Annotated in this window: 13 protein-coding genes and 1 tRNA gene; 5 read left to right on the top strand and 9 right to left on the bottom strand. The window is 68.9% G+C overall.

Features of this window, described 5'->3' with window-relative positions; translation table 11 throughout:
• The first annotated feature begins 7 nt into the window (after nucleotides 1–7).
• The 5 genes from FFS56_RS15570 to FFS56_RS15550 all read left to right on the top strand — a co-directional run bounded on the left by FFS56_RS15570 (nucleotide 8) and on the right by FFS56_RS15550 (nucleotide 2,875).
• The gene (locus tag FFS56_RS15570; protein ID WP_127012542.1) at nucleotides 8–553 is read left to right on the top strand and encodes a hypothetical protein; all 546 of its coding nucleotides are present in this window, start codon (nucleotides 8–10) and stop codon (nucleotides 551–553) included.
• Nucleotides 554–608: 55 nt separating this feature from the next.
• Nucleotides 609–685: transfer RNA gene (locus FFS56_RS15565), tRNA-Pro, on the top strand.
• Between the two features lie 66 nt (nucleotides 686–751).
• Nucleotides 752–1,228, top strand: a complete 477-nt coding sequence (locus FFS56_RS15560; RefSeq protein ID WP_127012543.1) for a VanZ family protein — start codon at nucleotides 752–754, stop codon at nucleotides 1,226–1,228.
• Entirely contained in the window at nucleotides 1,225–1,980 is a 756-nt protein-coding gene (locus FFS56_RS15555) for an HAD-IIB family hydrolase (RefSeq protein WP_046747913.1), read from the top strand. Before FFS56_RS15560 ends, FFS56_RS15555 begins: the two co-directional genes overlap by 4 nt.
• A 52-nt stretch (nucleotides 1,981–2,032) precedes the next feature.
• The gene (locus FFS56_RS15550; RefSeq protein WP_127012544.1) at nucleotides 2,033–2,875 is read left to right on the top strand and encodes a DUF1295 domain-containing protein; all 843 of its coding nucleotides are present in this window, start codon (nucleotides 2,033–2,035) and stop codon (nucleotides 2,873–2,875) included.
• Between the two features lie 38 nt (nucleotides 2,876–2,913).
• Here FFS56_RS15550 and FFS56_RS15545 read toward each other — a convergent pair whose 3' ends face one another.
• From FFS56_RS15545 to FFS56_RS15505, 9 genes are all read right to left on the bottom strand, one after another.
• Nucleotides 2,914–4,173: an alpha-hydroxy acid oxidase gene (locus tag FFS56_RS15545; protein WP_046747911.1), complete on the bottom strand. Its 1,260-nt coding sequence runs from the start codon at nucleotides 4,171–4,173 to the stop codon at nucleotides 2,914–2,916.
• Between the two features lie 10 nt (nucleotides 4,174–4,183).
• Nucleotides 4,184–4,906 (bottom strand): FCD domain-containing protein, encoded by a 723-nt coding sequence (locus tag FFS56_RS15540; protein WP_127012545.1) that lies wholly within the window; start codon nucleotides 4,904–4,906, stop codon nucleotides 4,184–4,186.
• A gap of 103 nt (nucleotides 4,907–5,009) precedes the next feature.
• Nucleotides 5,010–5,663 carry a thymidine kinase gene (locus FFS56_RS15535; RefSeq protein ID WP_046747909.1) on the bottom strand — a complete coding sequence of 218 codons (654 nt, stop codon included), beginning with the start codon at nucleotides 5,661–5,663 and terminating at the stop codon, nucleotides 5,010–5,012.
• A gap of 9 nt (nucleotides 5,664–5,672) precedes the next feature.
• Nucleotides 5,673–7,103 carry a malate dehydrogenase (quinone) gene (mqo, locus tag FFS56_RS15530; RefSeq protein ID WP_230977863.1) on the bottom strand — a complete coding sequence of 477 codons (1,431 nt, stop codon included), beginning with the start codon at nucleotides 7,101–7,103 and terminating at the stop codon, nucleotides 5,673–5,675.
• Nucleotides 7,104–7,227: 124 nt separating this feature from the next.
• Nucleotides 7,228–8,298: an aspartate-semialdehyde dehydrogenase gene (locus tag FFS56_RS15525; protein WP_046747907.1), complete on the bottom strand. Its 1,071-nt coding sequence runs from the start codon at nucleotides 8,296–8,298 to the stop codon at nucleotides 7,228–7,230.
• 180 nt (nucleotides 8,299–8,478) lie between these two features.
• Nucleotides 8,479–9,759: an aspartate kinase gene (locus tag FFS56_RS15520; protein WP_046747949.1), complete on the bottom strand. Its 1,281-nt coding sequence runs from the start codon at nucleotides 9,757–9,759 to the stop codon at nucleotides 8,479–8,481.
• Nucleotides 9,760–9,864: 105 nt separating this feature from the next.
• A complete protein-coding gene (locus FFS56_RS15515) occupies nucleotides 9,865–10,782 on the bottom strand; it encodes a DMT family transporter (protein ID WP_046747906.1) in 918 nt (305 codons plus the stop codon).
• On the bottom strand, nucleotides 10,779–11,372 hold the full coding sequence (recR, locus tag FFS56_RS15510) for a recombination mediator RecR (RefSeq protein ID WP_046747905.1): 594 nt from the start codon (nucleotides 11,370–11,372) through the stop codon (nucleotides 10,779–10,781). Before recR ends, FFS56_RS15515 begins: the two co-directional genes overlap by 4 nt.
• Entirely contained in the window at nucleotides 11,372–13,714 is a 2,343-nt protein-coding gene (locus FFS56_RS15505; RefSeq protein ID WP_171011034.1) for a DNA polymerase III subunit gamma and tau, read from the bottom strand. Before FFS56_RS15505 ends, recR begins: the two co-directional genes overlap by 1 nt.
• Nucleotides 13,715–13,759: the final 45 nt, after the last annotated feature.

The raw sequence follows: 13,759 nt of genomic DNA, 5'->3' as shown, positions 1-13,759 counted from the left end.
GCGCCGGGTGACGCAGTTGCTTCCGCCCGGCGAGGCGAAGACGGCACGGACCGCAGCCTTCGGGGCGAGCGCGATGTACCTCCTGATCCCACTGACCTTCTCGGTGCTCGCTCTGCCCCTCGTCAGTGAGGCCACGCGCCCACCGCTCGGACTGGCGGATTGGCCTCGATCCGCCCTCACTCTGCTCGCGGTGTTCATCATCGGTGTCCTGCTGCCCGCGACGGCTCTGCTCCGTGGAATCCGCTCGCTCGTGCGTCCCCCTGCGCGCGTGCTTCTCGCCGCTCTCGCATTCCTGTTCACGCTGATCCGGGGTGTGATCGTCGCGTGGGCCATCGGTCTGGGCGCCAGCGGAGGGAACAGCGAAAGTGCCGTCGGGATGCTGTCCGTGTGGGTGTTGACGACGTCGAATGCCTGGCCCATCCTGGTCACCGCCGGTTGCGTGGCTCTGCCACGCGGGCGTGCGCGCCTCATCACGCTCGCGGCATCCACGGGCGGAGGGCTCCTGCTCCTGATCGTCGCGCTCATCACCGTGCGCATCACCGCACAGGTGTGATCCGGCCTCGATTCGGCGCGGGGAGCATTTCCCTGTAGACTCGGAGGGTTGCAAACGGGGTGTGGCGCAGCTTGGTAGCGCGCTTCGTTCGGGACGAAGAGGTCGCAGGTTCAAATCCTGTCACCCCGACCAGTAACACCGGAAGGCCGCCCTCAGGGGCGGCCTTCTCTGTACCGGGACCGTGCACGAAGGGAACGCATGAGCTCTCTGCTCCCGCCGCCGCGCCGTTTCACCCGGGTATGGGCGCTCGTCCTCAGCGTCCCGTTCCTGATCGGCCTCGCCGCCCTCGCCCTCACGCCGTCGAAGGTCGAGGACTCGATGCCGAACCTGCTCGACGTCCTCCTCACGACCACACACCGTCTCGGCTGGGAGTGGCTCGACTTCACGCGCCTCGAGATCATCGCGAACGTGCTGGTCTTCGTGCCGGTCGGCATCCTCGCCTTCCTGCTCCTCCCCCGCCGCGTGTGGTTCCTCGCACTGTTGGTGGGACCGCTGCTGTCCGCGATGATCGAGACCGCTCAGCGCGTGGCTCTCCCCCACCGCGCGGCGACCGTGAACGATGTCGTGGCCAACTCCACCGGCGCGATCCTCGGCGTCACCGTCGCGCTCGTCTTCACCCTGCTGCTCGCCCCGAGATCCTCTCAGCGTCCACCTTCTAGGCTGGAGACATCATGACCACGCCCACGCTCGTCGCCTTCGATCTCGATGACACGCTCGCCCCTTCGAAGGGTCTGATCGACCCGAGGATCGCCGATCTGCTGCGCGCACTCCTGCGCACCGTCGACGTCGCCATCATCTCCGGCGGCAACGAGGCGCAGTTCCGATCGCAGGTCGTCGCCCGACTCGGCGATGCGGATGCCGCTGACCTCGCGCGCCTGCACCTGCTGCCCACCTGCGGCACCCGCTACCTCCGCCACGACGGCACGGACTTCGCACCGGTCTACGCGCACGATCTCAGCGACGCAGACAAGCAGGCGGCTCTCACGGCTCTGCGCGAGGAGGCCGAGCGCCTCGGGCTATGGGAAGCCGAGCCGTGGGGCGACATCCTGGAAGACCGCGGATCCCAGATCACGTTCTCGGCACTCGGGCAACGCGCGCCGCGCGAGGCGAAGCACGGGTGGGACCCGACGGGCGCCAAGCGGAGCGCTCTGCGGGACGCCGTCGCCGCACGTCTGCCCGGCCTCGAGGTCCGCTCCGGTGGATCGACCTCCATCGACATCACCCAGGCAGGCATCGACAAGGCCTTCGGCATGCGGCAGCTCGCCGAACACACCGGCATCGCCCTCACCGACATGCTGTTCTACGGCGACCGGCTCGATGAGGGCGGGAACGACTATCCGGTGCTCGCGATCGGCGTGCCCTCCATCGCCGTGGAGGGTTGGGAAGACACCGCCGACAGACTCGACGCACTCCTGCTGACCCTCTGATCCACATGGTGTCGTGCGGCACGCCACCACCGCATGGTCCTAGCATGGCGTCATGGATGCCCTCCTGATCGTCATCGTCGTCGCCGCGGTCTCCAGTGCGGCCTGCTGGGTGCTCTCCCTGATCACCCGTGACACCTCCTGGGTCGATCGCGCCTGGTCGATCGTCCCCGTCGCCTATGTGTGGATCTTCGTCGCCGGGGCCTTCGTGAACGGCGAGGGTTCGGCACGCGTCGTCCTGATGGGTGTCCTGGCGACGGCGTGGGGAGCCCGGCTGACCTTCAACTTCGCCCGCAAGGGCGGCTACACCGGGATGGAGGACTACCGATGGGCGATCCTCCGAGGACGCATGCGTCCCTGGCAGTTCCAGATCTTCAACCTGCTGTTCATCATCTGCTACCAGATGGCGCTGCTCGTGCTCATCACGCTGCCGGCTGCCCTCGCCGCCCAGAATCCGTCTGCGCTCACCGGATGGGATGCGCTGTTCATCGCCGCGTTCCTCGCGTTCCTGGTCGGCGAGACGATCGCCGACCAGCAGCAGTGGGTGTTCCATCAGCGGAAGAAGAAGGCGGGCGGCACCCTCCCTCCCGGCTTTGCCACGACCGGACTGTTCCGGTACAGCAGGCACCCCAACTTCTTCTTCGAGCAAGCGCAGTGGTGGGCCTTCTACGCGATCGGTGCGACGGCAGCGGTCACGGGTGGCGCCGGAGTCATCGGCGGCGTGCTGAACCCGACGATCATCGGACCCGCGCTCCTCACCGTGCTGTTCATCGGCTCGACGATCTTCACCGAGTCGATCACCGCGTCGAAGTACCCGGCATACGCCGACTACCGCCGCACGACATCGATGCTCGTGCCGTGGCCTCCGCGCACGCGATCCGTGGCCACGCAGTCCTGAAGCCGGCGCCGACCGGGTATTTACGCCCAGGCAGGCTCTCAGCTCACGCGAGCCTCCGCGGCGGCGCGTGCGACGGGAACCAGCCTGGTCAGCTGGGTCACGTGCGCGGGCTCGAGCTCGGCGAGGGACGCGACACCCAGCAGGCGCATCGTGCGCTCGATCTCGCTGCGCAGGATCGCGATCGTGCGGTCGACGCCCTGACGTCCACCCGCCATCAGACCGTAGAGGTAGGCCCGCCCGATCAGCGTGAAGTCCGCGCCGAGCGCCACCGCGGCGACGATGTCGGCGCCGTTCATGATGCCGGTGTCGATCATGACCGTGAAGTCGTCGCCGACCGCCCGACGCACCTCCGGCAGCAGATGGAAGGGGATGGGCGCGCGGTCGAGCTGACGCCCTCCGTGGTTCGAGAGGACGATGCCGTCGACTCCGGCGTCACGCAGGCGCACCGAGTCCTCGACGTTCTGCACGCCCTTGATGACGATCTTGCCCGGCCAGATGTCGCGGATCACCGCGAGATCGTCGTAGCTGATCGTCGGGTCCATCGCCGCATCCAGCAGCTCCCCCACCGTGCCCCCTGTGGTGCTGAGGGAGGCGAACTCGAGCTTCGGCGTGGTGAGGAAGTCATACCACCACCACGGCCGCGGAATCGCGTTGATGATCGTGCCGAGCGTGAGCTGAGGCGGGATGCTGAAACCGTTGCGCTTGTCACGAAGGCGCGCACCGGCGACCGGTGTGTCGACCGTGAACTGGAGGGTGTCGAAGCCCGCCGCCGCCGCACGACGGGTGAGTTCGTAGGAGATCTCGCGGTCGCGCATGACGTAGAGCTGGAACCAGTTGCGCCCCTGCGGGTTGGCAGCCTTGACACCCTCGATCGAGGTGGTGCCGAGCGTGGAGAGCGTGAACGGGATGCCGGCGGCCGCGGCAGCTCCAGCACCGGCGGTCTCCCCCTCGGTCTGCATCAGGCGCGTGAAACCGGTGGGCGCGATCCCGAAAGGCAGAGCGGACGGACCGCCGAGGATGTCGACGGTCGTGTCGACCGTGGGAGCCGGACGCAGGATGCCGGGATGGAACTCCACGTCCCGGAAAGCCTGACGGGCCCGGGTGAGGGACAGCTCGCCCTCCGCGGCTCCGTCGGTGTAGTCGAAGGCCGCCTTGGGCGTGCGTCGCTTGGCGATCAGGCGCAGGTCGTCGATGGTGAGGGCCCCCTCCAGCCGTCGCTTGCGGCCGTCGAGCTCCGGCTTCTTGAACTTCATCAGCTCGAGGAGTTCGGCGGGGTTCGGGAACTGGCGCTGCACCATGATGTGCCTCTCAGATCTGGGGGTGGATCTCACGGGTGAGGCCCGTGGACGTGTAGTAGCCGGTGATGTGCGTGTGGATCAGGGACCGCGCGGCATCCACGTCACCGGCATCGATCGCGGCGACCAGCGCGCGGTGCTCGGCACGGAGCCGGGCCGACATCGCCTCCCAGTCCGGGATGGTGGCGACACCCGCCTGCACGTAGGACTCGATCGAGGAACGCAGGCCAGCCATCATCGCGGCGATGACCGTGTTGCCGCTGGCCTCGGCGAGCGAGAGGTGCAGCTGAGCGTCGAGGGCGAGGACCTCCGATGGCGAGAGCAGGGGTTCGTCCATCGCGGCGAGCAGTTCCCGCGCGCGGCTCGTGTCACGCTCCGGTGCGCCGGCCATCGCCACCACCACCGCATCCTCGAGCACCAGACGAGTCCGCACGACATCGTCGAGGGGGAAGCCCTGCGCCGCGACCTGAAGCCTCAGCAGCGCCGACATGCCTCCCGTGGGCGTCGCGATCACGATGGCCCCCGACTGCGGGCCGGAACCGGTAGCGGTGCGGATGAGCCCCATCACCTCGAGGACACGGAACGCCTCACGGACGCTCGAACGCCCGACGCCGAGCTCGGTGGCGAGATCCCGCTCGGACGGCAGTCGGTCCCCCGGGCCGAGGCGCGCGTCGAGCAGGTCGCGTTCGATGTGCTCGAGCACGAGGCGCCATGCGCGTGCCGGCTGGTCCGCCATCGATCCTCCTGTGGTCTGACCACAGAGTATCGCGTGTGGTCAGACCACGCAAACAGGGTCGCCGACACACCCGCTGCGCCGGGCGCGGGTGAGGGCGGCGGGCTCAGCCCAGGCGTCCGCCGGATTCCTCGAGATAGCAGGTGCCGCACAGCGACTCGTAAGTGGTCAGCTCGGGCGACGCCGACCCGGTCGCGCCCTCGTCGATGGCGACCTGGTCGCCGTCGAACACGAAGCGCCCGCCCACGACGCGGCCGTTGAACACGGCCTTCCGTCCGCACCGGCAGATGGTCTTGAGCTCCTCCAGCGAGTGCGCGATCGCGAGCAGGCGCGCGGAACCGGGAAAGGCGTGGGTGAGGAAGTCGTTCCGGATGCCGTAGGCGATCACCGGGATACCGTCGACGACGGCGATCCGGAAGAGGTCGTCGACCTGAGTCGGGGTGAGGAACTGCGCCTCGTCGATCAGCAGGCACGCCACGTCGCGCGGGCCTTCGGGAAGCAGCTCGTCGTCGGTCGCATGCTGCATGCGCTCACGATGCTTCGCGAACACCCTTCGTGCATCGTCGTCGGGGGCGATGAGGAAGTCGACCCGGCGTGTGACGCCCAGCCGACTCTCGATCTCGGACGCGCCCTTGGTATCGATCGCCGGCTTCGCGAGCAGCACCCGCTGCCCACGCTCCTCGTAGTTGTAGGCAGCCTGCAGCAGAGCAGTCGACTTGCCCGAGTTCATCGCGCCGTAGCGGAAGTAGAGCTTCGCCACGGGACGATCTCAGACGTTGATGCCGAGGACGGCTGCCGTGGCTTCGGTCGACTTCTCCGCGAGCTCCGGGTTCTCATTCAGCTTCTCACCGAATGTGGGGATCAGGGCACGCAGCTCCGGCTCCCACCCCGGGTACTCGGCCGGGAAGCACTTCTTGAGCAGGTCGAGCATGATCGGGACGGCGGTGGATGCTCCGGGCGACGCCCCCAGCAGGCCCGCGATGGAACCGTCGGCCGCCGCGACGACCTCGGTGCCGAACTGCAGGATGCCACCCTTCTTCGGGTCCTTCTTCATCACCTGGGCGCGCTGACCGGCATCGATGAGGGTCCAGTCCTCATCCTTGGCCGTGGGCATGAAGGTGCGGAGGCTGTCGACCTTCTTGGCGTGGTTCTTCAGCAGCTCGCTCACGAGATACGTGATGAGGTCGGGGTTCTTCACCGCGACCTGCAGCATCGGCAGCAGGTTGTGCGCACGCACCTGGGTGACGATGTCGAGCATCGAGCCGTTCTTCAGGAACTTCGGGCTGAAGGTCGCGAACGGTCCGAACATGAGGGAGGCCTCGCCATCGACGACACGGGTGTCGAGGTGCGGGACCGACATGGGCGGAGCGCCGACCGACGCCTGCGAGTACACCTTCGCCTTGTGCTGAGCGACGATGGTCGGGTTCGTAGTCTTGAGGAACTGCCCGCCGATCGGGAAGACGCCGTAGCCCTTGATCTCGGGGATACCGGAATTCTGCAGCAGCTTGAGCGCCCAGCCACCCGCACCGACGAACACGAAGCGGGCCCTGACCTCGCTCGGGGTGTGACCGATGCTGTTGCGGTACTTGACCAGCCAGGTTCCGTCCTTCTGCTTCTTCAGGCTGCGCACCTCGTGATTCGTGCGCAACGAAACGCCGGCGTCGGTCAGGTGGTCGAAGAGCTGGTGCGTGAGGGAGCCGAAGTCGACATCGGTACCGGCGGGCACACGCGTCGCAGCGAAGGGCTCGCCCTTGCGCCGCTGCTGCATGAGCAGCGGCGCCCACTTGTTGATGACGCGAGAGTCCTCGCTGTACTCGATGCCCGCGAACAGCGGCTGCTTCTTCAGCACCTCGTAGCGGTTCTTGAGGTAGGCGACGTCCTTCTCGCCCCGCACGAACGTCATGTGCGGTGTCGCGTTGATGAAGGTCGACGGCTCGTCGAGCACGCCCCGCTCCACCAGAGACGACCAGAACTGACGGCTCTGCTGGAACTGCTCGTTGATCGACACCGCCTTGGCGGGGTCGAGGGGAGCGTCGCCCTGCTGGGGCATGTAGTTCAGCTCGCACAGGGCGGCGTGGCCCGTGCCGGCGTTGTTCCACGGGTTGGAGCTCTCCTGAGCCACCTCGGAGAGTCGCTCGAAGGCGACGATCTTCCACTCCGGCTGCAGCTCGTGCAGGAGAGTACCCAGGGTGGCGCTCATGATGCCACCGCCGATCAGGACGACATCGACGTTTTCAGTCACCGAGCCAGTCTAGTTCGCGGGCGCGCTGCCGCCGACCATGCGGCCGGTTCCACCAGACCTCTTCCACATGACGGGGATACCGTCAGGCTATGACCGCCAGGCGCTCGGCCAGGATCTCGGCGATCTGCACCGCGTTCAGCGCGGCGCCCTTGCGCAGGTTGTCATTGCTGAGGAACAGCACGAGCCCCTTGCCCTCGGGGGCGGACTGGTCGGCACGGATGCGACCCACGAAGCTCGGGTCCTGCCCCGCAGCCTGCAGCGGCGTCGGCACCTCGTCGAGCACGACGCCGGGAGCGGAGCTCAAGACCTCGCGTGCACGCTCGGGCGTGATGTCGTCGGCGAACTCGACGTTGATCGACAGCGAGTGCCCGGTGAAGACCGGTACGCGCACGCAGGTGCCGGCGACGCGAAGATCGGGGAGTTCGAGGATCTTGCGGCTCTCGTTGCGGAGCTTCTTCTCCTCGTCCGTCTCGTTGTCGCCATCCTCGACGAGGTTGCCGGCGAAAGGGATGACATCGAACGCGATGGGCGCGATGTACTTCTCCGGCTCGGGGAAGTCGACCGCGGATCCGTCGTGCACGAGGCGCAGGGTGTCGCCCTGGGCCAGCACTCCCTCGACCTGACCGAGGAGCTCCTGGGCACCGGCGAGACCGGACCCGGAGACGGCCTGGTAGGTGGAGACGATCAGACGCTCGAGACCGGCCTCCGCGTGCAGCGCCTTCAGCACGGGCATCGCGGCCATCGTGGTGCAGTTCGGGTTCGCGATGATGCCCTTGGGGCGCTCGTCGATCGCGTGCGGGTTGACCTCGCTGACCACGAGCGGCACCTCGGGGTCCATGCGCCAGGCGCTGGAGTTGTCGACGACCACGGCGCCGGCTGCGGCGAATCGGGGTGCGTAGGCACGGCTCGCCGTGGCACCGGCCGAGAACAGGGCGATATCGATCCCCGCAGCGTCCGCGGTCTCGACGTCTTCCACGATGACGGTGGCGCCGCCGAACTCGATCGTCGTGCCGGCAGAGCGCGCGGACGAGAACAGCCGCAGATCGCGGATCGGGAACGACCGCTCGGCGAGAATCTCGCGCATCACGGTGCCCACCTGGCCGGTGGCGCCGACGATGGCGACGGAGAGTCCTGAATCGGAGATGCGGGTCATGATGTTCCTTGGCGTCGTGCGGTACTGCGTACGAGGCTTCGGGCGCGGCGTCGGGGTGCTGAGGCTGCGCCTGGCGCCGGTGTCAGGGTTGCGGTGAGTCTACCGCGACCGGAAGGAGTGCCGGCTCTCCGCTCCCCGCACTCGAGTCGTCGGCAGGAAAACGAGGGGGAACGGCAGAGATCAGCGGCCGGTGCCGGCGTGGACCGTGGCCTCGGCGTCGCCGTCGAGCCCATAGGCGGTGTGCACGGTGCGAGCGGCCTCGGTGAGGTCGGTGTCGCGGAGCACCACGGAGATGCGGATCTCGGAGGTCGAGATCATCTCGATGTTGATTCCTCCGGCGGAGAGCGCCTCGAAGAGCGTCGCGGAGACGCCGGAGTGCGTGCGCATGCCGGCCCCGACGACCGAGAGCTTGCCGATCTGGTCGTCGTGGATCAGGTTCTGGAACCCGACCTCGGTCTGCTCCCCCGCGAGGGCCTTGAGGGCACCGGCGGCATCCGCCTTCGGCACAGTGAAGGAGATGTCGGTGCGTCCGGTCGCCGACACATTCTGCACGATCATGTCGACGTTGGCGCCCGACTTCGCGACGATCTTGAAGATCTCGGCGGCCTTGCCCGGCACGTCGGGCACGCCCGCGACCGTGATCTTGGCCTGGCTGAAGTCGGTGGCGACGCCGGCGACGATCGGTTCTTCCATGACTGCTCCCTCGGCTTCGCGAGGGTTCTTCATGCCCTCGCCCAGAACGTACGTGCCCTCGGACGACGAGAAGGTCGACCGAGCGTGAATGAGGACCCCGTGGCGGCGTGCGTACTCGACGGCGCGGATGTACAGCACCTTGGCCCCGTTGGCTGCGAGCTCGAGCATCTCCTCGCTCGAGACGTGGTCGAGCTTCTGCGCCTTCGGGATCACACGCGGATCGGCGGTGAAGATGCCGTCGACGTCGCTGTAGATCTCGCACACGTCGGCGTCGAGCGCGGCGGCGAGCGCGACGGCGGTGGTGTCGGATCCTCCACGACCGAGGGTCGTGATGTCGCGGGTGTCGCGGTTGAAGCCCTGGAACCCGGCCACGATCACGATCGCCCCTTCGTCGAGGGCTTCACGCAGGCGCACCGGCGTCACGTCGACGATGCGGGCGGCACCGTGCTGCGAGTCGGTGATCATGCCCGCCTGGCTGCCGGTGAAGGAGCGCGCCTCGAAGCCCATCGAGTGGATCGCCATGGCCAGCAGCGCCATCGAGATGCGCTCTCCGCTGGAGAGCAGCATGTCCAGCTCGCGCGGAGCAGGGATCGGTGCGACCTCGTTCGCGAGGTCGAGCAGCTCGTCGGTGGTGTCGCCCATGGCGCTCACGGCGACCACGACGTCGTGTCCTGCGCGACGCGTGTCGACGATGCGCTTGGCGACGCGCTTGATGCTCTCTGCGTCGGCGACGGATGAGCCGCCGTACTTCTGCACGATGAGGGCCACGATCACTCCCTGGGATGATGGGCGGATCCGCCCACGCTCATTCTACGATCGGCGCGTATGCCCCGCCGCGCATGTGACACCTGCCGGGTGCGCGGCGAGCAGGCGTCAGAGCGAGGGCGGGAGCGCCTGGGGCGAGACCGGACGGAGGCGGCCGCCGGTGGCAGCGAACCAGCATCCGACGATGATCAGCGGGAAGCCGAGCAGCAGACCGGGAGTCAGGGGTTCGGCGAGGACGATGGCACCGAGGATGATCGCGACCACCGGATTCACGTAGGTGAACAGCGGGGCGCGCACAGGTCCGACCTCACGGATGAGCGCGAAGAACGCCAGGAACGCCACCGCCGTGCAGATCACTGCGAGTGCGAGAAGCGCGACGATCGACGGCAGCGTGGGCACCTCGTGCTGGGTGAGCGCTCCGATCGGCAGATAGAGGATCCCGATCATCAGCAGGGACAGGGTGATGGTGCCGAGCGAGGGGACGTCGTTGAGCTTGCGCGCCACGATGAACGGCGCGATCGCGTACAGCACGGCGACCAGGAGCACCTCACCAGCGGCGAGAAGGCTGACCTCGCCGCCGAAGAGTCCAGGACCGGCGACCACGACTGCCACGCCGACGAAGCCGACCAGCAGTCCGATGCCGCGGGCGGGCCTCAGCACTCCGCGGTCACCGCCGCCCAGGGCGATCAGGGCGGCGAACAGCGGCACCGTCGCCACGAGCAGACCGGTCATGCCCGAGGGCAGCGTCATCTCGGCATGCCCGAGCAGCACGAAAGGCCCTGCCATCTCGACGGCACCGAAGGCGAGCACCCAGGGCCAGTGCTTCAGAGCGGCTCGCAGCGCTCCGCTGCGGATCGCGAAGGGCAGCAGTAGGAGAGCCGCGATGAGAGTGCGCCCCGCCACGATCGCCGGCGGGGAGAACGACTCGACCGCGACGCTGATGAACAGATACGGCACTCCCCACAGCAGCGCCATGGCCCCGAAGAGGAGCCAGCCGCGCCGCGAGAAGCCCGCGTTCGGGCTCACAGGATGCGCCGGCCCTCGAAGGCACGACCGAGGGTGACCTCGTCGGCGTACTCGAGGTCTCCGCCGACGGGCAGCCCGGAAGCGAGGCGGGAGACCGTGATCTGCATCGTCGTGAGCAGACGGCTGAGGTAGCTCGCGGTCGCCTCCCCCTCGAGGTTCGGGTTGGTGGCGAGGATGACCTCCTGCACCGTGCCGTCGGCGAGGCGTGTCATCAGCTGGGCGATGCGCAGATCGTCCGGACCGATGCCGGCGATGGGGCTGATCGCTCCGCCGAGCACGTGGTAGAGCCCGCGGAACTCCCTGGTGCGCTCGATCGCCGCGACGTCTTTCGCGTCTTCGACCACGCAGATCAGCGCCTGGCTGCGGCGCGGATCGCGGCAGATGGCGCAGCGCTCCTGCTCGGCGACGTTGCCGCAGACCTCGCAGAACCGCACGCGGGTACGGATCTCGCCGAGCAGCTCGGCGAGACGCGCGACATCGAACGTCGGCGTCTGCAGGATATGGAATGCGATGCGCTGGGCGGACTTGGGCCCGATACCGGGAAGCCGTCCGAACTCGTCGATCAGCTCTTGGACGATGCCGTCATACATCAGGAGAACCTCGTCGGGGGCTCGTAGGGCTCTTCGCGCACGAACGTCGCGCCGAGCACCTGGCGGATCACGGCCTCACCGTAGCGCTGCACTCCCCCGGCGGAGGGCTGGCGCTCGACGACGACCGGCGGGGCGGCGGCGACAGCGGTGCGCTGCGTCTGCGGCGCGGACCGCGCAGGAGACGCCTGCCGCGGGAGCGGCGACTCTGCGGGCGGCTCGTACGAAGGGTCGTACGGCGGCTCATCGTCGAAGGCCGGAGCCTCGTCATCGCCGGGCAGCGGGGGCTCGTCTCGGTCCACGGCACCGTCGGAGGGGGGCGCGGGAGCCGAAGCGGCAGCCTCGACCTCTTCGGGCTCGTCGTCGACGGCGAGGGGCGCCGTCGGAACCGGAGCCTGGTTCACCGGCCGCTCGGTCGCGGTCGGGATCGGCGCGACAGCCCATTCCGTCACCGCCGAGGCGGAGGCGCTGCGGGACTGCGGACGGGGGGAACCCGCTGACGCAGGCTCCGATGCGGGAGCGGCATCCGCCGGCGTCGACGCCCCTGACGGCGAGGGCTGACGCGGAGCACCTCCCGCCGGCATGGGCGCCGGCAGGTACTTCACGCGCACGCCGAGCTCGTTCTCGATCGCCGACCGCAGGTGATCGGAGGGACCGGAGCCGGGGGTCGTGCCCTTGAACTTCGCCACATCGTGCTGGCTGGTGAACCCGAGGGTCAACACCTCGGTCTCGGTGACGTAGGCAAGCGGCTGCACGGCCGTGGCCAGCAACCAGGACGTGCGGCTGATGCTCTCGAGACGCGTGAGCACCGCCGGCCACGCTGCACGGATCCGCTCGAAGGTGACCGGCCCCTGCGGTGCGGTGACCTCGGGGGTTGCTGCTTCGGGAGCGACGCCGGCGGTCTCGTCTGCGCCTCGCGCGCCTTCTCCCTGCTCGTCTGCCGGGCGCTGATCGGCAGGGGCGGACTCCGCCGCGGTGGGCGCCGGTGCCGCGGGCTCCGCTGCAGCGGCGGCGGGCGCCCCCGAAGGAGCGGCGGACGGAACCGATGCAGTTGGCGCCGGAGCTGGGGCTGCCGGGGGTGCAGACGGTGCTACCGCTGCCGGGGCCGGAGTTGCCAGGGCCGGAGCTGCCGGGGCTGGGGCTGCCGCGGCCGGAGCAGCAGTCGGACGGGCGGAAGCCGTGGCCGCGCGCTCGCCTCCAGCCACGGGCGCCGACGCGGCGGTGTCGGTCGCTCCGGCGAGGACGCGCGCGACCATGAGCTCGAGGTGCAGCCGTGGCGAGGTGGCACCGGACATGTCGTCGAGGGCGGCGCTGACCACATCGGCCGTGCGCGAGAGCCTGGCGGAGCCGAATGCGTCGGCCTGAGCCCGCATGCGCTCCAGGTCGTCTTCCGCGACCCCGCGCAGGACGGCGGAGGCTCCGGGCCCGACCGCCGCGATCACGATGAGGTCGCGCAGACGCTCGAGCAGGTCGTCGACGAAGCGGCGAGGGTCCTGGCCGGTCTGCACCACGCGGTCGATCGCGGGGAAGGCGGATGCGGCGTCGCCGGCCGCGAGCGCGTCGACGATCTCGTCGAGCAGCGCAGCGTGCGTGTATCCGAGCAGGGCGACAGCGCGCGCGTAGCCCACCGTGACCGTCTCGGACCCGGCCGGAGCGTCCGACCCGGCGATCAGCTGGTCGAGGAGCGAGAGGGTGTCACGCGGCGAACCGCCTCCCGCGCGGACCACGAGCGGGAGCACACCCTGCTCGACGATCACGCCCTCCTCGGCGCACAGCTTGGCGACGTACTCGAGCATCGCGGCAGGCGGCACGAGTCGGAACGGATAGTGGTGGGTGCGCGAGCGGATGGTGCCGAGCACCTTCTCGGGCTCGGTGGTCGCGAAGATGAACTTGACGTGCTCCGGCGGCTCTTCGACGAGCTTCAGCAGCGCGTTGAACCCCTGGGGCGTCACCATGTGCGCCTCGTCGAGGATGAAGATCTTGTAGCGGTCGCGGCTCGGGGCGAAGGTGGCCCGCTCACGCAGGTCGCGCGCGTCGTCGACGCCGTTGTGGCTCGCGGCGTCGATCTCGACCACGTCGAGCGATCCACCGCCGGCGCGCGACAGCTCGACGCAGCTCGGGCACACTCCGCAGGGCACGTCGGTAGGCCCCTCGGCGCAGTTCAGGCACCGCGCCAGGATGCGCGCAGACGTCGTCTTCCCGCACCCGCGAGGACCGGAGAACAGGTAGGCGTGGCCGACCCGGTCGCCTCGCAGCGCCGTCATCAGCGGATCGGTCACCTGGGACTGCCCGATCATCTCGCCGAATGCTTCGGGGCGGTAGCGGCGGTAGAGGGCTGTGGTCACCACAACAGCCTACGGCGTGCCACCGACCTTCGGCGGGCCGAGCGG

This window comes from Microbacterium sp. Beta, assembly GCF_005502545.1.
GTDB lineage: Bacteria > Actinomycetota > Actinomycetes > Actinomycetales > Microbacteriaceae > Microbacterium > Microbacterium oxydans.
Note: the sequence above shows the minus strand (reverse complement) of the source record. Positions and strands in the feature narration are given on the sequence as shown.